This is a genomic window from Mycobacteriales bacterium (assembly GCA_035690485.1).
Classification (GTDB): domain Bacteria; phylum Actinomycetota; class Actinomycetes; order JAFAQI01; family DASSKL01; genus DASSKL01.
The window spans coordinates 74313-93273 of the sequence record DASSKL010000080.1 but is presented as its reverse complement, the minus strand read 5'-3'; the positions used below and the strand labels follow the sequence as shown (position 1 = coordinate 93273).

General features: G+C 71.7%; 21 protein-coding genes. 12 read left to right on the top strand and 9 right to left on the bottom strand.

The features are described 5' to 3' along the window. Nucleotides 1-20: 20 nt before the first annotated feature. The 4 genes from VFJ21_12060 to VFJ21_12045 are packed head-to-tail and all read left to right on the top strand — an operon-like array spanning nucleotide 21 to nucleotide 2956. The gene (locus tag VFJ21_12060; protein HET7407853.1) at nucleotides 21-491 is read left to right on the top strand and encodes a MarR family transcriptional regulator; all 471 of its coding nucleotides are present in this window, start codon (nucleotides 21-23) and stop codon (nucleotides 489-491) included. 20 nt (nucleotides 492-511) lie between these two features. Then, nucleotides 512-1675 carry a Rieske 2Fe-2S domain-containing protein gene (locus VFJ21_12055; GenBank protein ID HET7407852.1) on the top strand — a complete coding sequence of 388 codons (1164 nt, stop codon included), beginning with the start codon at nucleotides 512-514 and terminating at the stop codon, nucleotides 1673-1675. A 4-nt stretch (nucleotides 1676-1679) separates the two neighbouring features. Beyond that, nucleotides 1680-1946: a hypothetical protein gene (locus tag VFJ21_12050; GenBank protein HET7407851.1), complete on the top strand. Its 267-nt coding sequence runs from the start codon at nucleotides 1680-1682 to the stop codon at nucleotides 1944-1946. Next, nucleotides 1943-2956 (top strand): ferredoxin--NADP reductase, encoded by a 1014-nt coding sequence (locus VFJ21_12045; GenBank protein HET7407850.1) that lies wholly within the window; start codon nucleotides 1943-1945, stop codon nucleotides 2954-2956. The genes VFJ21_12050 and VFJ21_12045 overlap by 4 nt, the downstream gene beginning before the upstream one ends. On the opposite strand, the gene VFJ21_12040 is transcribed toward VFJ21_12045, so the two are convergent. The 4 genes from VFJ21_12040 to VFJ21_12025 are packed head-to-tail and all read right to left on the bottom strand — an operon-like array spanning nucleotide 2947 to nucleotide 5720. Beyond that, nucleotides 2947-3747, bottom strand: a complete 801-nt coding sequence (locus VFJ21_12040) for an enoyl-CoA hydratase/isomerase family protein (GenBank protein ID HET7407849.1) — start codon at nucleotides 3745-3747, stop codon at nucleotides 2947-2949. The two genes, VFJ21_12045 and VFJ21_12040, sit on opposite strands and share 10 nt — an antisense overlap. 38 nt (nucleotides 3748-3785) lie before the next feature. Then, nucleotides 3786-4508 (bottom strand): SDR family oxidoreductase, encoded by a 723-nt coding sequence (locus VFJ21_12035; protein ID HET7407848.1) that lies wholly within the window; start codon nucleotides 4506-4508, stop codon nucleotides 3786-3788. 16 nt (nucleotides 4509-4524) lie between these two features. Further along, nucleotides 4525-5262 (bottom strand): VIT1/CCC1 transporter family protein, encoded by a 738-nt coding sequence (locus tag VFJ21_12030; GenBank protein HET7407847.1) that lies wholly within the window; start codon nucleotides 5260-5262, stop codon nucleotides 4525-4527. Then, entirely contained in the window at nucleotides 5259-5720 is a 462-nt protein-coding gene (locus VFJ21_12025) for a peroxiredoxin (GenBank protein ID HET7407846.1), read from the bottom strand. The genes VFJ21_12030 and VFJ21_12025 overlap by 4 nt, the downstream gene beginning before the upstream one ends. Nucleotides 5721-5874: 154 nt before the next feature. Between VFJ21_12025 and VFJ21_12020 the strand changes: the two genes are divergently transcribed. From VFJ21_12020 to VFJ21_12010, 3 genes are read left to right on the top strand one after another with little or no spacing between them, the layout of a single operon-like run. After that, nucleotides 5875-6315 (top strand): hypothetical protein, encoded by a 441-nt coding sequence (locus VFJ21_12020; protein HET7407845.1) that lies wholly within the window; start codon nucleotides 5875-5877, stop codon nucleotides 6313-6315. A 1-nt stretch (nucleotide 6316) separates the two neighbouring features. Continuing rightward, nucleotides 6317-7075, top strand: a complete 759-nt coding sequence (locus VFJ21_12015) for a gluconate 2-dehydrogenase subunit 3 family protein (GenBank protein HET7407844.1) — start codon at nucleotides 6317-6319, stop codon at nucleotides 7073-7075. Further along, entirely contained in the window at nucleotides 7075-8724 is a 1650-nt protein-coding gene (locus VFJ21_12010) for a GMC family oxidoreductase (protein ID HET7407843.1), read from the top strand. The genes VFJ21_12015 and VFJ21_12010 overlap by 1 nt, the downstream gene beginning before the upstream one ends. On the opposite strand, the gene VFJ21_12005 is transcribed toward VFJ21_12010, so the two are convergent. Beyond that, nucleotides 8692-10362: an MFS transporter gene (locus VFJ21_12005; protein ID HET7407842.1), complete on the bottom strand. Its 1671-nt coding sequence runs from the start codon at nucleotides 10360-10362 to the stop codon at nucleotides 8692-8694. The two genes, VFJ21_12010 and VFJ21_12005, sit on opposite strands and share 33 nt — an antisense overlap. Before the next feature lie 120 nt (nucleotides 10363-10482). Between VFJ21_12005 and VFJ21_12000 the strand changes: the two genes are divergently transcribed. From VFJ21_12000 to VFJ21_11990, 3 genes are read left to right on the top strand one after another with little or no spacing between them, the layout of a single operon-like run. Continuing rightward, on the top strand, nucleotides 10483-11319 hold the full coding sequence (locus tag VFJ21_12000) for a hypothetical protein (GenBank protein HET7407841.1): 837 nt from the start codon (nucleotides 10483-10485) through the stop codon (nucleotides 11317-11319). A 37-nt stretch (nucleotides 11320-11356) separates the two neighbouring features. Next, nucleotides 11357-12109 carry a rhomboid-like protein gene (locus VFJ21_11995; protein HET7407840.1) on the top strand — a complete coding sequence of 251 codons (753 nt, stop codon included), beginning with the start codon at nucleotides 11357-11359 and terminating at the stop codon, nucleotides 12107-12109. Between the two features lie 11 nt (nucleotides 12110-12120). Next, nucleotides 12121-12804, top strand: coding sequence for a sterol desaturase family protein (locus VFJ21_11990; GenBank protein ID HET7407839.1), 684 nt, complete (start codon nucleotides 12121-12123; stop codon nucleotides 12802-12804). On the opposite strand, the gene VFJ21_11985 is transcribed toward VFJ21_11990, so the two are convergent. Further along, complete coding sequence (locus VFJ21_11985; protein ID HET7407838.1) at nucleotides 12793-13149, bottom strand: DUF488 domain-containing protein; 357 nt, start codon at nucleotides 13147-13149, stop codon at nucleotides 12793-12795. The genes VFJ21_11990 and VFJ21_11985 overlap by 12 nt on opposite strands. A 77-nt stretch (nucleotides 13150-13226) precedes the next feature. Between VFJ21_11985 and VFJ21_11980 the strand changes: the two genes are divergently transcribed. Then, nucleotides 13227-14048 carry an aminotransferase class IV gene (locus VFJ21_11980; GenBank protein ID HET7407837.1) on the top strand — a complete coding sequence of 274 codons (822 nt, stop codon included), beginning with the start codon at nucleotides 13227-13229 and terminating at the stop codon, nucleotides 14046-14048. Between the two features lie 6 nt (nucleotides 14049-14054). On the opposite strand, the gene VFJ21_11975 is transcribed toward VFJ21_11980, so the two are convergent. After that, on the bottom strand, nucleotides 14055-14192 hold the full coding sequence (locus tag VFJ21_11975) for a hypothetical protein (protein ID HET7407836.1): 138 nt from the start codon (nucleotides 14190-14192) through the stop codon (nucleotides 14055-14057). Between the two features lie 26 nt (nucleotides 14193-14218). On the opposite strand from VFJ21_11975, the gene VFJ21_11970 reads away from it, so the two are divergent. After that, nucleotides 14219-15469, top strand: coding sequence for a cytochrome P450 (locus tag VFJ21_11970; GenBank protein ID HET7407835.1), 1251 nt, complete (start codon nucleotides 14219-14221; stop codon nucleotides 15467-15469). An 18-nt stretch (nucleotides 15470-15487) separates the two neighbouring features. Here the strand turns inward: VFJ21_11970 and VFJ21_11965 are convergent, their stop codons facing one another. Further along, nucleotides 15488-16585 (bottom strand): acetate/propionate family kinase, encoded by a 1098-nt coding sequence (locus VFJ21_11965; protein HET7407834.1) that lies wholly within the window; start codon nucleotides 16583-16585, stop codon nucleotides 15488-15490. Nucleotide 16586: 1 nt separating this feature from the next. Further along, nucleotides 16587-18944 (bottom strand): phosphoketolase family protein, encoded by a 2358-nt coding sequence (locus VFJ21_11960; protein ID HET7407833.1) that lies wholly within the window; start codon nucleotides 18942-18944, stop codon nucleotides 16587-16589. Nucleotides 18945-18961: the final 17 nt, after the last annotated feature.

The window sequence follows — 18961 nt, the reverse complement described above, 5'->3', positions numbered from 1 at the left end:
ATATCTGGGACACTTCGGACGTGATCGACCCGTCGCTCAGCCGGCTCGCGCAGGCGCTCAACGACCTCTACCGGTTGTCCGGGTCGGCTCGCTTCCACGAGCGCACGGTCGAGTCGACAAAGGTCAACGTCACCCGCAGCGGGTTGCGCTTCCTGTCGCTGGTCGCCGACGTCGGCCCGATCTCGGCGACCAGGCTCGCGCAGGCGCTCGACCTCAGCCAGCCGACGGCGAGCCGGGTGCTGCAGCAGCTCGAGGCCGCCGGTTTCGTCAGCCGGCAGGCGCACGACAGCGACGGCCGGGTGTCGCACTACGTCGCCACCCGCAAGGGCAAGCGGGCGCTGGAGCGCGTGCACCACTACCACGTCAGCCAGCTGACCGAGGCACTCGCCGACGTCGACCCACAGCACCGGGCGACGCTGGCCGCCGCGGTCACCGAGCTCGTGGAGCGGCTGCACCGCAGCGAGCTGCCGAGCTCCCGGCGTACCGCCTGATCTCCCCAGGAGGCAAGACCGTGACTGCCGTCGACGAGACCCGCGTCATCCAGACCAGCACGCCGCCGGCCCGGTACGCGCGCGGCTGGCACTGCCTCGGCCCGGCGCGCATGTTTCGCGACGGCAAGCCGCACGGCGTCTACGCCTTCGGCGGCAAGCTCGTCGTCTGGCAGGGGGCCGACGGGGAGCTGCACGCTCTCGACTCCTACTGCCGGCACATGGGTGGCGACCTGAGCCAGGGCACCGTGCAGGGCGACAACCTGGCCTGCCCGTTCCACGGCTGGCGCTGGGGTGGCAACGGCAAGTGCCAGGAGATCCCCTACGCCCGGCGGGTGCCGCCGCGGGCGCGCACGAAGTCGTGGCTGACGCTGGAGCGCAACGGTCACCTGTTCGTCTGGCACGACCCCGAGGGCAACCCTCCGCCCGACGACGTGACGATCCCGGTCTTCGACGGTTACGACGCGGGCGAGTGGACCGACTGGACCTGGGAGCAGATCCCGGTCGACAACAGTCACTCCCGCGAGATCGTCGACAACATGGTCGACATGGCCCACTTCTACTACATCCACAAGGGCCTGCCGACCTACTTCAAGAACGTCTTCGAGGGCCACCTCGCGACGCAGTACTACGCCGGCACCAACCACGAGACTGCGGCGACCGGTGCCCCGATCGAGATCGGGGTCTTCGAGGGGCAGCTGACGAAGTCGGAGGCCACCTACTTCGGCCCCGCCTACCTCGTCGACTGGCTCGAGGACAACTACGGCGGCATGACGATCTCGTCGATCCTCATCACCGCGCACTACCCGGTGACGCCCAACTCGTTCGTGCTGCAGTACGGCATGATCGTCAAGAAGATCCCCGGCCTCGACGACGAGACGATGGCCAAGGTCGCCCGCAAGATGACCCGGATGATCGGCGAGGGGTTCCTGGAAGACGTCAAGATCTGGCAGCACAAGACCCGGATCGACAACCCGCTGCTGTGCGAGGAGGACGGGCCGGTCTACCAGCTGCGCCGCTGGTACGAGCAGTTCTACGTCGACGTGGCCGACATCGCGCCCGAGATGGTGCAACGCTTCGAGTTCGAGATCGACACGACTCGCGCGGTCGAGTCGTGGCAGAAGCAGCTGGTGGAGGCGGCGCAGGCCGGCGGCCAGGTGGGCGACGTCGCTGCCGCCCGCGCCTAGACCGGTGGCGGTGCTCCGGGACGAACGCGACGACGGCCGCTCGATGCAGGAGCTGGCCTGCCGTCGCTGCGGCACCACGGTGCTGGTGCGCAAGGACACCTTCGCGCAGACCAGCATCCAGTGGTGCACGGATCCTGGGCAGTCGTGCGCCGAGCTGGCCGAGCGCCGCGCCGCCGGTGCCAGCACCGCGCGGGTCGCGGCCTGCGAGTCCTTGCGCGCGAGCATCGACGACGCGGTCGCCAGCGGGCGCCTCCCGGTGGGGGACCGGTGAGTGACCACGCCCCGCGCGAGCTGACGGTCAAGGAGATCGTCCGGGAGACCGACGACGCGCACTCCGTCGTCTTCGACGGCCCGCCGATGCCCTACCGGCCCGGCCAGTTCCTCACCCTGCGCATCCCGAGCGACCGGGAGCCGACCGCACGCTGCTACTCGCTGTCGAGCTCGCCGCACGTCGATGACCTGATGAAGGTGACGGTCAAGCGCACCGTCGACGGCTACGGGTCCAACTGGGTCTGCGACAACGTGCGGCCGGGCACGGTCATCGAGGTCCTGCCACCCGCCGGTCACTTCACCCCGAAGGATTTGTCCGGCGACCTGCTGCTGTTCGCCGGCGGCAGCGGCATCACCCCGGTGATGTCGATCGTGAAGAGCGCGCTCGCCACCGGCACCGGCCACCTCGTGCTCGTCTACGCCAACCGTGACGAGCGATCGGTCATCTTCGCCCGCGAGCTGGCGGACCTGTCCGCGCGGCACCCCGACCGGTTGTCCGTCGTGCACTGGCTGGAGTCGGTGCAGGGGGTGCCGGCGACCGCCCAGCTGGCGGAGCTGGCCCGGCCCTACACGGCGTACGACGCGTTTCTCTGCGGCCCGGCGCCCTACATGGATGCCGTGAGCGCTGCGCTGACCTCGCTCGGGGTGCCGCGGGCCAACATGCACCTCGAACGGTTCGTCAGCCTCTCCGGCAGCAGCTGGGGGCAGCCCGTCGAGGTCGTCGACGACGGTGGCCCGACCGCGACCGTGCACGTGGAGCTCGACGGAGAGAGCTTCGAGGTGGCCTGGCCCGTGCAGTCACACCTGCTCGACGTGCTGCTGGCCAAGGGCCTCGACGCGCCCTACTCCTGCCGCGAGGGCAACTGCAGCGCCTGCGCCTGCCGGCTGGTCGAGGGCGAGGTGGAGATGGTCGACAACCAGGTGCTCGAGCAGGAGGACCTGGACGAGGGCTGGATCCTGGCCTGCCAGTCGCTGCCGAAGACCGGCGTCGTGAAGGTGAGCTACGACTGAGTCGTCGGGAAGGCCGGCGGGCGCTTCTCCTTGACCGCCGCCATCCCCTCGGCGACGTCGTCGCCGAGGAAGGTCAACATCTCGTAGGCGACCGACGTGTCGAATGTCGGGCCGGCGAGGCGCAGCCAGTTGTTCAGCGACCGCTTGGTCAGCCGCACCGCGTGCTGCGGCCCGGTAGCCAGCCGCTGGGCAACGTCGTGAGCCGTGTCCATGAGCTCGCCCGCCGGCACGCAACGGCTGACCAGCCCGATCCGCTCCGCCTCCTGGCCGTTGATGAAGTCGGCCGTCAGCAGGTAGTACTTGGCCTTGGCCATCCCGCACAGCAGCGGCCAGATGATCGCCGCGTGGTCGCCCGCGGCCACGCCGAGCCGCAGGTGCCCGTCGGTCAGCCGCACGTCCTCGGCGATGATGCTGATGTCGGCCATGAGCGCGACCGTGAGCCCCGCGCCGACGGCGGTGCCGTTGATCGCCGAGATGATCGGCTTGTCGCAGTTGACCATGTTGTAGACGAGGTCGCCGGTCTCCTTCATCATCCGGACGATCTCGGAGTAGTTCTGCGTCATCCGCTCGACCATCGCGAGGTCGCCGCCGGCGGAGAATGCCTTGCCCGCGCCCGTGACGACGACCACGCGCGTGTCCGGATCGCGGTCGACGTCGGTCCAGACGGTGGCCAGCTCGGTGTGCAGCGGCTCGTGCGTCGCGTTCATCCGGTCCGGCCGGTTGATCGTGATCTGCAGCACGCCGTTGTCGCGCCGCTCGAACAGCAGGTGCTCGTAGGAGCCGTAGTTCATCGTCTCTCCGTCGTCTCGGTCGGGTGCGTCGTGGGCCGTCAGCCGTGCATCGTCAGGCCGCCGCTGACCGACAGCACCTGCCCGGTCACGAAGCCGGCCGGCTCCGAGGCGAAGTAGGCGATCGCGTGCGCGACGTCGTCGGGCGTGGCCAGCCGACGCATCGGGATCGCCCGCTCCAGCGCCTCCTGGATGCGCTCCGGCTGGCGGCGGAACAGCGGCGTCTCGGTCGGGCCGGGGCAGACGGCGTTGGCCGTGATCGCGTGCCGCGCCATCTCGCGGGCGATCGACTTGGTGAACGCGATGACGCCGCCCTTGGCGCCGGCGTAGACCGACTCGCCGCTGCTGCCGACCCGGCCCGCGTCGCTCGCGACGTTGACGATGCGGCCACCCGCCCCGCGCTCGACCATCGCCGGCAGGAACGCGTGCGCCATGCGTACGACGCCGAGGTAGTTGATCGCGACGACCTTCGCCCAGAAGTCTGGCGTGGTCTCGAGGAACTGGTAGGTCTCGTCCCAGCCCGCGCAGCTGATCACCACGTCGAGCGCCCCGAGAGCATCGGCGAGTGCGGCGACCGAGCGGTCGTCGGTGACGTCGACGCCGTAGCCCGTGATGCCGTCGGCCGCCGCCGCGGTCTCGTGCGCCGACGCCTCGTCGAGGTCGGCGGCGGCGACCCGGTAGCCGAGGTCGGCGAGCAGGAGGGCGGTGGCCCGGCCGATGCCGGAGCCCGCGCCGGTGACGACGGCGGTGCGGTCAGTGGTCATCGGCAACACCCTCGCATCAGGACAGTGTCGCGCCGAAGGCCAGGCCGATGCCGTAGGTCGCTCCGGCGGCGGCCGCCACGATCAGCGCCTGGCGCACCGCACCGTAGCCCGCGTGCCGACCGCTGCTGCGACTGACCACGGCCCCGGTCAGCAGGCTGGCCGCCATCGTCAGCCCGACCGACCACCCGGCGGCAGTGGCCCCGCGGCCGAAGAACCACGGCAGCAGCGGCACGGCCGCGCCGAGGGCGAACAGCAGCAGCGACGTGACCGCTGCCGTCCACGGTGAGCCGAGCTGGTCGGGGTCGACGCCGAACACCGTGCGCGCGGTGAAGCGCAGGAAGCGCGGCTCGTCGAGCGGCAGCTCCGTGCTCGCCACCTGCGCGGTGCTGCGACCCAGGCCGGCGTGCTCCAACCGGTCGGTCAGCTCCCGGAGGACCAGCCGCGGGTTGCGGGCGACGAGCCGGCGTACGTCGGACAGCACGGACTCGTACAGCTCGACCTGGCTGCGTACGGAGATCCACTCGCCCGCCGCCATCGACAGCGCGCCGGCGATCAGGCTGGCGAACCCGGCGAGCCGCACGCTCGACGCGGACGCGCCGGCGCCGGCCAGGCCAAGGATGAGGCTGACGTTGGTGACCAAGCCGTCGCTGACGCCGAGCACCGCCGCGCGGGCGCCGCCCGAGCTGACCTGGTTGACCCTCTTGTCGAGCTCTGCGGTGTCGCTCGTGGTGCCGGCCCGTGCCTCGGCGGTCACGTCCGCAGCCGGGCGAGGTCGGCGAGCACCGCGTCGGCATGGCCCTCGACGTCGGCCACGGTGTAGACGACCCGGACGACCCCGCCGGCGTCGATCAGGTAGGAGACGCGCTGGGGGTAGGCGGCGTACTGGTCGTCGTCGTCGCGGGTCACGCCGTAGGCGCGCCCGACGCTGCGGTCGACGTCGGACAGCAGCGGGAAGCCGAACGCCTGCGCGTCGGCGAACTCCTTGTTCGCCTCCGGCGGGTCGAACGACGCTCCGACGACGGCGCAGCCGGCGGCGGCGAACTCCGCGGCCCTGTCCCGCAAGGCCCAGCCCTCCACCGTTCAACCGGGCGTGGAGGCCTTGGGGTACCACCAGAGCAGCAGCCAGCGACCGGCGAAGTCGGCCAGCCGGACCGTGCGGCCGTCCTGGTCGGGCAGCGCGAAGCCGGGCGCAGGCGTCCCTGGCGCGAGCATGGCAGCAAGCGAATCACAGCGCCCGGCCCGGTGTTTGGGGACGGGCGTCGGTGGTAGTTCGCGGCTGACGACCCCCACGGCGAGGAGCACGGCGATGCGATGGCTGCCTACGTTGACCGGACCCGGTTCGTCGCGCCGATCCCACGGTCAGCGGGTGCGCGGTGCCGAGCACGTCATCGACCACTGGGCGCGCAACGTCGAGCACGGTCGCTTCGAGCGGTCGCTGTCGGCGCTGACGGCGGTCTCGGCGGCGGTGACGACGGCAGAGATCTACTTCGAGCACTACAAGGCGAGCTTCGGCAACAAGTGGATGTGGAGCCCGATCCTCGTCACCCCGCCGGTCATGGTGGCCGGCATCGGCGGCGTGTTCTCCCGCAAGTGGGCGAAGACCGTCCTCCCGATCACCGCCGGGATCTACACGGCCAACGGCCTGCTCGGCGAGTACTTCCACGCGCGTGGGGTCGCCCGCAAGCCGGGGGGCTGGGCCAACGCGTCGTACAACGTCCCCACCGGTCCACCGATCGCCGCGCCCGGGCTGATGTGCATCGTCGGCGGCATGGGCCTGCTCGCGGCGCTGCTGCGGCGGGAGGACTGACGTGGCCGACCCGTCCCTGCCGCACCACCTGCCGAAGCGCCGGCCGGGCAACAAGCCGGGCGACCCGGCCGAGACCTGGCCGCGGCAGCGCGTCGGGACGACGCCGCAGATGATCGGTCGCTACCCCGACTACGACGTGCTGTCGGTCGCCGACACGTGGGACGAGGCAACCCGCAAGGTCGTCCTCGCTCGGCTCGACCCGCCCGGGCCGTTGCGGTTCTTCTCCGCGAGGGAGGAGCCGACCGTGCGGGCGTTCTGCGACCTGGTGACCGACCAGCACGCGGAGCCGCGAGTCCCGGTCGTCAGCGCGATCGACGCCAAGCTGGCCGACGGCCGGCTCGACGGGTTCCAGTACGCCGACATGCCGGACGACCGCGACACCTGGCACCTGGTGCTGGCCGGGCTGGAGCACACCGCGCAGCAGCGGCACGGCCGGGCGTTCGCGCACTGCGCGCCCGGTGCGCAGGAGGCGATCGTCGACGGCTTCTCGCAGGGCGACCTCGACGGCGGCCCGTGGGAGCAGCTCAACGTGTCGCGGGCGTGGTCGGTCGTCCTGCGCGCGGTGCTCGAGGGCTTCTACTCCCACCCGTGGTCGTGGAACGAGATCGGCTTCGGCGGGCCGGCCTACCCCCGGGGCTACATGCGGCTCGGGCCGACCAGCACGCTCGAGCCCTGGGAGAAGCCGGGCGCCGGCAACGAGGACCCGGCACCGGTCGCGCAGCAGATCGAGCAGCGCCGCCGCGCCGACGAGGGTCGCTGATGAGCGGCTTGCGCTACGCGCTGAAGGGAGCCGTCGGCCCGCGCGACAACGACTCCCGCTTCCTGCTCGACGTCCACTCCCGGCAGCTGCCCGGCGAGGACACGATGCGTCGCTACGACGACAGCGACGAGGTCGACCTCGTGGTCGTCGGGGCGGGCGCCGGTGGGTCGGTGCTCGCGCAGCGGCTGGCCCGGCGGGGCTGGCGGGTGGTCATCATCGAGGCGGGGCCGTTCTGGCACCCCGACGAGGACTGGGTGTCCGACGAGGCCGGATCGCACGCGCTCTACTGGACGCAGAAGCGGATCATCGGCGGCAGCGACCCGGTCGCGATGGGTCACAACAACTCCGGCCGTGGGGTCGGTGGGTCGATGATCCACTATGCGGGCTACACGCCGCGGTTCCATCCGTCCGACTTCGAGACCTACTCGCGCGACGGGGTCGGCGCCGACTGGCCGATCTCCTACTGGGATCTCGAGCCGCACTACCGCCGGGTCGAGCGCGAGCTGCCGGTGGCCGGGCAGGACTGGCCCTGGGGCGACCCGCACAAGTACCCCTTCAGCCCCCATCCGATCAGCGCGCCGGCCGCCGTGTTGTGGCGCGGCGCCCGCAAGCTCGGCATCGAGATGCGGGTCGGGCCGGTGGGCATCGTCAACGGGACGTTCGGCAACCGGCCGCACTGCATCTACCGCGGCTACTGCCTGCAGGGGTGCAAGGTCAACGCGAAGGCCAGCCCCTACGTGACCCACCTGCCCGATGCGCTGGCCCACGACGTCGAGGTCCGGGCCGACTGCATGGTGTCGCGGGTCGAGATCGACGACGCGAGCGGCCGTGCCATCGGCGTGACCTACCTGCGCGAGGGCGACCGCACCGAGCGGCTGCAGCGCGCCAAGGTCGTCGCCGTCGCGGGCTACTCCATCGAGACGCCGCGGCTGCTGCTGCAGTCGACCAGCCGCCGGCACCCGCACGGGCTCGGCAACAACCACGACCAGGTCGGCCGTTACGTCATGGTGCAGGGCGCGACCCAGACCGCGGGGCGGTTCGGGCAGGAGCTGCGTTCCTACAAGGCGCCGCCGCCCGAGGTGTCGAGCGAGCAGTTCTACGAGACCGACGAGTCGCGCGGCTTCGCACGCGGCTTCTCCATCCAGACCGTGCACCCGCTGCCGATCGCGTGGGCCGAGCACGTGCTCGCCGACGGGCACTGGGGCGCGGCGCTGCGGGAGTACATGCGCGACTACAACCACTGGGCGACGGTCGGCGTGCTCAACGAGCTGTTGCCGCACGCCGACAACCGGGTCACGCTGGCCGACGAGACGGACCCCTACGGTCTGCCGGTCGCCCGCTTCGACTACAGCCTCGGCGACAACGACCACGCGAACATGGAGTTCTCGACGAAGATCATCCAGGACATCCTGCATGCGGCGGGCGCGCAGGACGTGCTGACGGTTCAGCGCTTCGCGCATCTCATCGGCGGCGCCCGCATGGGCACCGCACCGGACAACTCGGTCGTCGACGCCGGGCATCGGGTGTGGGACGTGCCCAACGTCTACATCAGCGACGGCTCGGTCTGCCCGACTCAGGGCAGTGCCAACCCGGCACTCACGATCATGGCGCTGGCGTCACGGCTCGCCGACCGGCTCGCGGCCGGCTGACCGGGCCGGCTCGCCGGCTTCGGCGCCCGGCTCCTCGGCGTACGGCTCGCCGGCGCCCTCCCCCCGGCGGCTGCGGCGCCGGTCGCCGCGCCGGTCGCCGAGGGTGTTGGCGACGGAGGCGTCGGCGGTCGCCACGTCGCGCGGGTAGGTGCGCAGGGCGATCAGGACTATCAGCCCGGCGGCGATGACGACGACGAGGAAGAGCAGGAACGTGTAGCCCAGCGCCTCCGAGTGGTCCCCGCCCGCCCGGTTGCCGCCGAACGTCACGTTGCCGCCGAACAACCGGTCGGAAACCAGCCCGAAGGTCACCGGCGCCGCCGCGTCGAGGACCCCGCGCAGGGCCGAGCGGATGCCTTCGGACCGGCCCCAGAGATGGGGGTGGATGATGTCGAGCCGCGCCGCGTCCTGCGGCGGGTTGGCCGCGCCGAGCAGCCCTGCGCCGATCGTGAGCAGTGGGATCGCGATCCAGAGCTGTGTCAGCAGGAAGGCCGGTGCCAGGAACACCGAGATCGTGAGCATCACGACCGCCGGCACGATGACGCGGGCGTTGACCACGCCGCGGGCCATGAGCTTGTCCGACACGCGGCCGCCGGCGTAGACCCCGGCGAGTGCGCCGAGCCCGATGACGATGACGAGCGTGGAGGCGAGGCTCTTCGAGATGCCGTAGTGGTCCTGGGCGAAGATGATCGCGAACGTGCGCAGCCCGGAGAAGTAGAAGTAGCCGAGCGCGGACGCGATGATGATGACGACGTCGGTGCGCACCCTCAGCACGTAGCGCACCGCCCACCAGAGGTTCTTCTTCGCCGGGTCCTTGGTCAGGATCTGGTTGCGGTACGGCTCGGTGTGGTTCTGCTCGACCACCTGCTCGACGACGCCCTCGCGGGCCTCGGCGATCGCCGCCTCCTCTTCGCGCCGCTGGTTCTTCGGGGGCATGTCCTCGACGTCGTCGGCGTCGACGAGCTCCTCCTGCCCCTCGCTCAGCCGGCTCTGCCCGCCCCGAGCCGGTTCCGGCAGCCGCCAGACGACGTAGGTGAGCACGGCGCTCGGGATGATCAGCCACCAGAACGCGTAGCGCCAGCTCAGAATGGCCGACAGGTAGCCGGACCCGACGAACCCGAAGCCGGTGCCGAGCAGCTCGCCGGCCAGGATGAACCCGTACATCCGCGCCCGCGCCTTCGCCGGGAAGAAGTCGCCGGTGAGTGAGGCGATCGTCGGACCCGCGGTGGCGGTGACCGCACCGAGCCCTATCCGCGACATGATCAGCCAGACGTAGGACTCCGCGGCCCCGGAGAAGAACGTCGCGACGGCCCACATCGCGATGCTCAGCGCGAGCAGCCGGGTACGTCGGACCCTGTCGGTCAGCGCGCCGACCGGGATGGTGAAGATCGCGCCGATCAGCGTGGAGGCGGTGACCAGCAGACCGATGTCGGTGTTGTTGATCCCGAACGCGCGTTTGAGGTCGTCGGCGGTGGCCGACACCGTGCCCAGGTCCGCGCCGTTCAGCGCGAGGACCGCGGCGAGGATCGCGATCACCTGCAGGCGCGCGGGCCCGCCGATCTCGTCGGCCAGCCGGTCGACGCCGCCGCGCGCCCAGCGCCGGGTGGACGCGACCGGGTGCGCCAGAGACGCGTTGGACACGGACCCTCCCGGCTGGCGCGCGGTCGACGATGCTGTCCGGATTGGTCCCCCGCGCGGTGCGGGCAGTAACCGCCGGGCGCCCCTCGGTCACCCGCGCCCGTGCCGCGGGCGCGGCGCGTCGTGAGCGGCTCGGCCGGGGCCGCGATTGCCGCCGCGTGTGCGCTGCTCGCTGCAACGGCGTACGGCGTCGCCTCGGTCCTGCAGGCCGTCGGCGTCGCGCGGGCCTCTTCCGGCGGCGCGCTCGGGGCTTCTCTCGTTCGGGAGTGGCGCTACCTGCTCGGCATCGGCTTGGACCTGCTCGGCTTCGTCGCTGCCGTCGTCGCGCTGCAGCGGTTGCCGCTGTTCTTCGTGCAGGCGGCCGCCGCCGGCAGCGTCGGCATCACCGCGCTGGTCGCGGCGCGCTGGCTCGGCAGCGCCTTGTCGCCCGTTGAGGCGCGTGCCGTGGTCGCACTCATTGCCGGCCTCGTCCTGCTCGCGGCCGCCGCGCGGCCGGAGCCCCCGACCCGGCTGTCCGACGCCGGGCAGTGGGCGCTGCTGGCCGGGACCACGGTGGCTCTCGCCGGCATTCTCGGCGCGGCGCAGCGGAAGAACTCGGCGGTTCTCGCCGTGGTCGCCGGTCTCGGCTTCTCGGGCAGCGCGATCGGAGCCCGCTCCTGGGTGCTGCCGCACTCGTTCACCGATCTGGTGACCGACCCGGTGTCGTGGGCGCTGGTGCTGTACGGCGTTCTCGGGGCCGGCGCGTTCGCCGTGGCCCTCGAGCACGGTCGGGTGACGACGGTGGCGGCCGTCACCTTCGTCGTCGAGACCTGCCTGCCGGCGGCCGTCGGTCTGGCCCTGCTCGGCGACCGGCCGCGTGCCGGACTCGTGCCGGTCGCCGCCGTGGGCTTCGTGCTGGCCATCGCGGCCAGCCTGCGCCTGGCCCGCTACGTCGAGCCGGCCGTCCGCGGTCCGGCATGAGGCGGCGGGAGCGCCGGCCGTCTGTCATCGTGGGGGCGTGGTGACGCCGTTGGAGTCCGAGCCGGCGTCGTCTCCCGCGGGGCGCCTGCGCGCGATCGGCAGCGTGATCTGGGCGGAGCGGCCCACCCCGTCGGCCACCCCGTTCACCGTGGGCTACCTGCTGCTGCTCGCCGGCAGCACCTTGGTGCTGGGCGTCGTCGACCACGACCTGCACCACAAGATCCTGGCCGAGTCGAGCACCGACGTCGCGCACCTGGAGTCTGCACCGGTGCGAGTGCTGGTCGCCAGTGCCCTGTGGTTGCCGGACATGCACTGGATCGCCTACGCGGTGCTGTTCGGGCTCGTGCTCTCGCCGGTGGAGCGGCGGGTGGGGCCGGGGTGGACGTTCGTCATCTTCGCCTCGGGCCACGTGCTGGCGACACTCGCCACCGAGCTGCCGGTGGAGGCGGCGATCGACGCTGGCTGGCTGCCGGCGTCCGCCGCGCACCGGCTCGACGTCGGGGTCTCCTACGGGTTCCACGCGGTGCTCGGCGCCATGCTGGGCATGTTCGCCGGACGCCGCCGGCGCGCGCTGGGTGCACTGGTCGCCGCCGCCGTGGTGATCCCGGTCGCCATCGACCACGACGTCACGACGATCGGGCACCTGATGTCGGTGGCCGTGGGCGTTGCCTGGTGGCCGTGGCTGCGCCGCCGTGGTCTGCTCGGCCATCCGGCCCTGGAGCCGTTCCGCGGCCGCTCGGTGCGCCGCCGGCGCCTGCCGGACGCGCTCGTTTCCACCCGAACGGGGTAGATTGCCGGCTGATGGGTCGTTCAGTCACGAAGCACCCCAAGACCTACGCCGACGCGGGCGAGGTGGCAGGCCTCGCGGGATGGGCGGAGGTCTTCTTCCGCCGCCGCGGCCCGCAGCTGCTCGCGGGCGCCGCTGCTGTCGCCGTGCCCGCCCGGCTGGCGATGGGTCGCTGGCGGCGTGACGACGCGATCGTGGCCGGTGCGATCGTCGGGCTGCACCCGTTCGCCGAGTGGGCCGTGCACGTCTACCTGCTCCACCGGCCGCCGCGGGTCCGCCACGGGCAGGTTCGCGAGTCGTACGTGGCGCGCACGCACCGCAGCCACCACCAGGACCCCACGGACATCGACCTGGTCCTGCTCCCGTTGCGTACGGTCGTCGGCCTCGTCGCGGTCAACGCCGTCCTCCCGATCGTCGGCCGTGACCGGCGGCGTGCGACGACCGGGGCGGCGACGTCGCTCGTGATGTTGCTCGGCTACGAGTGGGTGCACTTCCTCATCCACTCGCCGCACCAGCCGCGCACGGCGCTTTACCGAGCGCGCTGGCGGGGGCACCGCCTGCACCACTTCCGCAACGAGCGCTACTGGTTCGGCGTCGTCGCCACGGTGGCTGACAAGGTGCTCGGGACGGCGCCCGACCGCGACGGCGTGCCGGTCTCGCCGACGGCGCGGACGCTGCACCCGGTGTCAGTCGCCTAGTCGCTCGGTGAGGTAGTCGCGCAGTACGACTGCGTTGTTGTGCTCCTGGTCGCGCGAGCTGTAGAGGAGCGTGACGTCGCTCGTGCGCGCGGCATCCACGAGGGGCTGCCACGCCTGCGGGTCGGCGTCGAGCTCGGCGGTGTAGCGCCGGCGGAACTCCGCCCATTTCCCGGGGTCGTGTCCGAACCACTTGCGCAGCTCGGTGCTGGGCGCGACGTCCTTGAGCCAGCCGTCGACGTGCAGGTCCTCCTTGCGTACGCCGCGGGGCCACAGCCGCTCGACCAGGTAGACGTTGCCGTGCGCGGGCGCGTGGTCGTAGACGCGGGCCAGCCGGATGGCTCCCATGGCTGCCTCCGCCGCTGCTCGGGGACGTCCGATGCAACGCTACGACCTCGGCGGACACCGGTGAAAGACTCGGGCTCGTGACGACCTGGGTCGACGGGCGGATCGTGCCCGACGACGCCCCCGTGGTGCGGGCCGACGACCACGGTCTGCTCGTCGGTGACGGCGTCTTCGAGACCTGCGAGGTGCGCGACGGTGCCGTCTTCGCGCTGACCCGGCACCTGCGCAGGTTGCGGGCCTCCGCCGACTGCCTGGGCCTGGAGTTCGACGAAGACCGGGTGCGCGGTGGCATCACGGCGGTCCTGGCCGCGTCGACGCTTGCCCACGCCCGGCTGCGTGTCACGGTCACGGGTGGACCGTCGCCCTACGGCTCGGCCCGGGGCGAGTCGCCGCCGACCGTGCTCGTCGTCGCGGCGCCGCTCGGCGACTGGCCTCCGACGACCGACGTCGCGGTCGTGCCGTGGACCCGCAACGAACGCGCTGCAACGGTGGGGGCCAAGACCACGTCGTACGCCGACAACGTCGTCGCGCTGCGCTACGCGAACGAGCGCGGGGCCGGCGAAGCGATCTTCGCCAACAACCGCGGCGAGCTGTGCGAGGGCACCGGCAGCAATGTCGTCGTGGAGCACGAGGGCCGGCTGGTCACGCCTCCGCTGTCGAGCGGCTGCCTGGCCGGCATCACCCGCGAGCTGCTGCTCGAGTGGGTGCCGGGCATCGAGGAGCGCGCGGTCCCGGTGGAGGCTCTGGCGGCCGGCGCCGAGGCGTTCCTGGCGTCGACGACGCGTCACGTGCAGCCGATCCGTGCGGTCGACGGGACCGTGTTGGCCGGCGCCCCGGGTCCGTTCACGGCCGAGGCCGCGGCCGTCTTCGCCCGGCGCATGGCCGAGGACCCGGACCCGTGAGCCGCGTCAGCCGATCGGGTCGAGGCCGGTGACCCGGACGCGGAAGAACTCCCCCTTCGGGGAGAAGGACACGGCGATGCGGGCCGGCGCGCGGTTGGCTGCGCCCCTGCGAGCGTCGGGGCCGAGGGCTAGGGTCCGGGGCACCAGCCCGTTGCGCCCTGGGGACAGGAATGACGACCTCTCTCTCGATCGCCGATGCCGGTCGCGCCATCACGGATCCGGCGACCTTCGCCGACTTCGACCGCCTGCACGCGTTGCTGGCGCTGCTGCGGGCCGAGGACCCGGTCCATCTCGTCGAGGCAGACGACTTCCCGCCGTTCTGGCTCGTCACCCGGCACGCGGACGTCATGGACATCGAGCTGCAGCCGGACCGGTTCACCAACGAGCCGGAGCCGGTGCTCGCGAACTGGGAGGCCGTGCGCCGCAACCAGGCGCAGGGGCCGCTGCTGCGCACGCTGATCCACATGGACGCGCCGGACCATCCCAGGTACCGCAAGCTGGTCATCCCGTGGTTCCGCCCCGGCCGGCTGGGCCGGCTCACCGGGAGCCTGGACGCGCTGTCGGCGCAGGCGCTGCAGACGCTCGAGCGCAAGGACGGCGAGTGCGACTTCGCTCGCGACGTCGCGATGCCGTTCCCCCTGCAGGTGATCCTGGCGATCCTCGGTCTGCCGGAGGCCGACTACCCGCGCATGCTGCAGTTGACGCAAGAGCTCTTCGGCGCCACGGATCCCGACGTGTCGCGCGGCACGTCGCTCGCGGACCTCGAAGCGATCCTCACCGACTTCTTCGCCTACTTCACGACGCTCACCGCGGACCGGCGGGAGACGCCGACCGAGGATCTCGCCTCCATGATCGCGAATGCCGAGCTGGACGGCCACCCGCTCGGTGACCTGGAGACGATCTCCTACTACGTCATCATCGCGACCGCCGGGCACGACACGACCAGCTCGGCGATGGCCGGCGGCATGCAGGCGCTCATCGACCACCCCGACCAGCTGGCCCGGTTGCGGGGCGACATGTCGCTGCTGCCGACCGCGGTCGACGAGATGATCCGCTGGGTCAGCCCGGTCAAGCACTTCATGCGCACGGCACGCACCGACTACGAGCTGGGCGGTAAGCGAATCAAGGCCGGTGACTGGCTGATGCTGTCCTACGTGTCGGCGAACCGCGACGAGGCGGAGTTCGCTGCGCCCTTCACCTTCGACGTCGGCCGCACGCCCAACCACCACCTCGCGTTCGGCTTCGGCCCGCACTTCTGCCTGGGCACCCAGCTGGCCAAGATGGAGCTGGAGTCGCTGTTCGGCGCGATCCTGCCGCGGCTCGAGCAGGTCGACCTCGCCGGCAGGCCGCAGCTGACCAAGGCCATCTTCGTCAACGGGCACCGGTCGCTGCCCATCCGTTACCGGCTGTCGGCCGCCTGATTCGCCGGCTCGCGGGTCTCAGCCGCTCAGCAGGTCGGCGACGGCTCGGGCGATCTCCAGGTCCTCGCGCGCTGGGATCACCCATGTCCGCGCCCTGGCCGCCTCGGCGGAGATGTCGGTGACGCCGTCGGCCCCGTCGTTGCGCGGCCCGTCGACGGCGACGCCCAGGTAGCCGAGGCCATCTGCGGCCGCGGCCCGGATGCGCGGTGCGCGCTCGCCCACGCCACCGGTGAAGGCGAGGACGTCGAGCCCGCCGAGCGAGGCGGTCATGGCAGCGATCAGCCCGCGCAGCCGGTGCAGGTAGACGGCGAGTGCCAGGGCCGCGTCGGGGTCTGCGGCGGCTGCCCGGTCGAGCACCTCGCGCATGTCGGCAGTGCCGGCCAGTGCCAGCAGGCCGGATTGGTGCTCCAACGCCTCGGCGACGTCGCCTTCCCGCAGCCCGGTGTGCTCCTGCAGCCACAGCAGCAGGCCTGGGTCGACGGAGCCCGACCTCGTGGCCATCACCAGACCTTCGAGCGGCGTGAAGCCCATCGTCGTGTCGACGCAGCTACCGTCGAGGATCGCCGCCAGCGAAGCGCCCGCGCCCAGATGGCAGCTCACGACCCGGCGAGCCGTGGGCGCCAGCTCCTGCACGCGACGCGAGACGTAGGCGTGCGACAGCCCGTGGAAGCCGAACCGGCGTAGGCCGAAGCTCTCCCGCCACTCGCGCGGGACGGCGTAGGTCGCGGCAGCCGCCGGCAGGGTTGCGTGAAACGCGGTGTCGAAGCAGGCAACCGCCGGCAGGTCCGGCAGGGCCGCCGTCACCGCGTCGAGGGCGGCGAGCGACTTCGGCTGGTGCAGCGGCGCGAGGTCGGTCAGCGCGCGAAGTCGCTGCTCCACGGCGGGGTCGATCCGCACCGGAGCGCTGAACTCGGTCCCGCCGTGGACGATGCGGTGCCCCACCGCGTCGGCCTCGCCCGCGGATCGACGTGCCTCGGCGACGGCGTCGGCGACCGCCCCGGCGTCGAACCGGCCATTGCCGCCGGGTACGTCGCAGGACCACAGCAGTCCCTCGGGCGGCTCGACCAGCCGGAGCTTCAGGCTGGACGAGCCGGCGTTGACCACGAGGACGCGCACGTCAGCCGGGCCAGGTCCAGTCGCTGATCTCCGGCATGTCCTCGCCGTTCTCGCGGGTGTAGGCACGTGCCCGCAACCGCGCGTCGACCATCCGCTGACGCAGCCCGGCTACCCGCTGGCCCAGGTGCGGCACCCGGTCGATCACGTCGATGACCAGGTGGAACCGGTCGAGGTCGTTCAGCATGACCATGTCGAACGGCGTGGTCGTCGTCCCCTCTTCCTTGTACCCGCGCACGTGGATGTTGTCGTGGTTGGTCCGGCGGTAGGTCAGCCGGTGGATCAGCCACGGGTAGCCGTGGTAGGCGAAGACCACCGGCCGGTCGGCCGTGAACAGCGCGTCGAACTGGTCGTCCGGCAGGCCGTGCGGGTGCTCGTCGGGCGTCTGCAGCCGCATCAGGTCGACGACGTTGACGACCCGCACCCTGAGCTGCGGCAGGTGCTCGCGCAGCAGAGCCGCGGCGGCGACGGTCTCCAGCGTCGGCACGTCGCCAGCACAGGCCAGCACGACGTCGGGGTCCTCGCCGTCGTCGTTGCTGGCCCAGTCGAAGATGCCGAGACCGCGCGTGCAGTGGGCCATCGCCTCGTCCATCGGCAGGTAGGTGAGTGCCGGCTGCTTCCCAGCGACGACGACGTTGATGTAGTCCCGGCTCCGCAGGCAGTGGTCCATCGTCGACAGCAGCGTGTTCGTGTCGGGGGGCAGGTAGACGCGCACGATCTCGGCCTTCTTGTTGACGACGTGGTCGATGAAGCCGGGGTCCTGGTGGGAGAAGCCGTTGTGGTCCTGGCGCCACACATGGCTGGACAGCAGGAAGTTCAGCGAGGCGATCGGCCGGCGCCATGCGAGCCCCCGGGTCACCTTCAACCACTTGGCGTGCTGGTTGACCATGGAGTCGACGATGTGGACGAACGCCTCGTAGCAATTGAACAACCCGTGCCGGCCCGTCAGCAGGTAGCCCTCGAGCCAGCCCTCGCACAGGTGCTCGGAGAGCACCTCGAGCACGCGCCCGGACCGGCCGAGATGGTCGTCCGTCGGCTCCATCCGCGCCTGCCACATCCGGTCGGTTGCCTCGAAGACCGCCTGCAGCCGGTTGGAGGCGGTCTCGTCGGGTCCGAAGATGCGGAACGTCGTGGGGTTGCGGCGTACGACGTCGGCAAGCCACTCACCGAGGACGTAGGTCGCCTCGCTGAACTCCGTCGCGGGCTCGGTGACGGTGACGGCGTAGTCCCGGAAGTCGGGCAGCTCGAGGCCGCGCAGCAGCAGGCCGCCGTTGGCCACCGGGTTGGCGCTCATCCGCCGGGGGCCGGCCGGCGGGAGGGCGGTGAGGTCTTCGCGCAGCGCGCCGGTCCGGTCGAAGAGCTCATCGGGTCGGTAGGAGCGCATCCACTCCTCGAGCATCCGCAGGTGCTCCGGGTTCTCCCGGACGCCGGCGAGCGGCACCTGGTGCGAGCGGAACGAACCCTCGACCGGCAGCCCGTCGACCGTCTTCGGGCCGGTCCAGCCCTTCGGCGTACGCAGGACGAGGCAGGGCCAGCGCGGCCGGTGGGTAGCGCCCTCCACGCGAGCGGCGTGCTGGATCTCGGCGATGCGGTCGCAGATCGTGTCGAGCGTGGTCGCCAGCTCACGGTGCACGCGGGCGGGATCGTCGCCCGCGACGACGTAGGGCTCGTGGCCGTAGCCGCGCAGCAGGTCGAGCAGCTCGGCGTCGTCGATTCGCGCGAGCACCGTCGGGTTTGCGATCTTGTAACCGTTGAGGTGCAGGATCGGCAGGACCGCGCCGTCGTGCACCGGGTCGAGGAACGCGGTGGAGTGCCAGGAGGCCGCGAGTGGGCCGGTCTCGGCCTCACCGTCGCCGATGACACAGGCGACGAGGAGGTCCGGGTTGTCGAACGCCGCACCGTAGGCGTGGACCAGCGAGTAGCCCAGCTCACCGCCCTCGTTGATGGACCCGGGTGTCTCGGGGGCCACGTGGCTCGGGATGCCGCCGGGGAAGGAGAACTGCCGGAACAGCCGTCGCAGCCCCTCCTCGTCGTGCCCGATGCTGGGGTAGACCTCGGTGTAGGTGCCCTCGAGGTAGGCGTTGGCGACGAGGCCCGGGCCGCCGTGGCCGGGTCCGGTGACGTAGATCGCCGACAGGTCCCGCTGCTTGATGACCCGGTTGAGGTGCGCGTAGATCAGGTTCAGCCCCGGCGTCGTGCCGAAGTGGCCCAGCAGCCGCGGCTTGATGTGCTGGACGCGCAGCGGCTCGTGCAGCAGAGGGTTGGCGAGCAGGTAGATCTGCCCCACGGACAGGTAGTTGGCTGCTCGCCAGTAGGCGTCGATCTGCGCGAGCTCGGAGTCCGACGGCACGGTCGTTTCCATGGCGCCTGCCTACCGCA

Excerpts from the sequence above, each read along its gene's own strand:
- VFJ21_12010 (HET7407843.1), top strand. The coding sequence starts at position 7,075 with ATGAGCGGCTTGCGCTACGCGCTGAAGGGAGCCGTCGGCCCGCGCGAC.
- VFJ21_11990 (HET7407839.1), top strand. The coding sequence starts at position 12,121 with ATGGGTCGTTCAGTCACGAAGCACCCCAAGACCTACGCCGACGCGGGC.
- VFJ21_11960 (HET7407833.1), bottom strand. The coding sequence starts at position 18,944 with ATGGAAACGACCGTGCCGTCGGACTCCGAGCTCGCGCAGATCGACGCC.
- VFJ21_12035 (HET7407848.1), bottom strand. The coding sequence starts at position 4,508 with ATGACCACTGACCGCACCGCCGTCGTCACCGGCGCGGGCTCCGGCATC.
- VFJ21_11970 (HET7407835.1), top strand. The coding sequence starts at position 14,219 with ATGACGACCTCTCTCTCGATCGCCGATGCCGGTCGCGCCATCACGGAT.
- VFJ21_12040 (HET7407849.1), bottom strand. The coding sequence starts at position 3,747 with ATGAACTACGGCTCCTACGAGCACCTGCTGTTCGAGCGGCGCGACAAC.
- VFJ21_11985 (HET7407838.1), bottom strand. The coding sequence starts at position 13,149 with ATGGGAGCCATCCGGCTGGCCCGCGTCTACGACCACGCGCCCGCGCAC.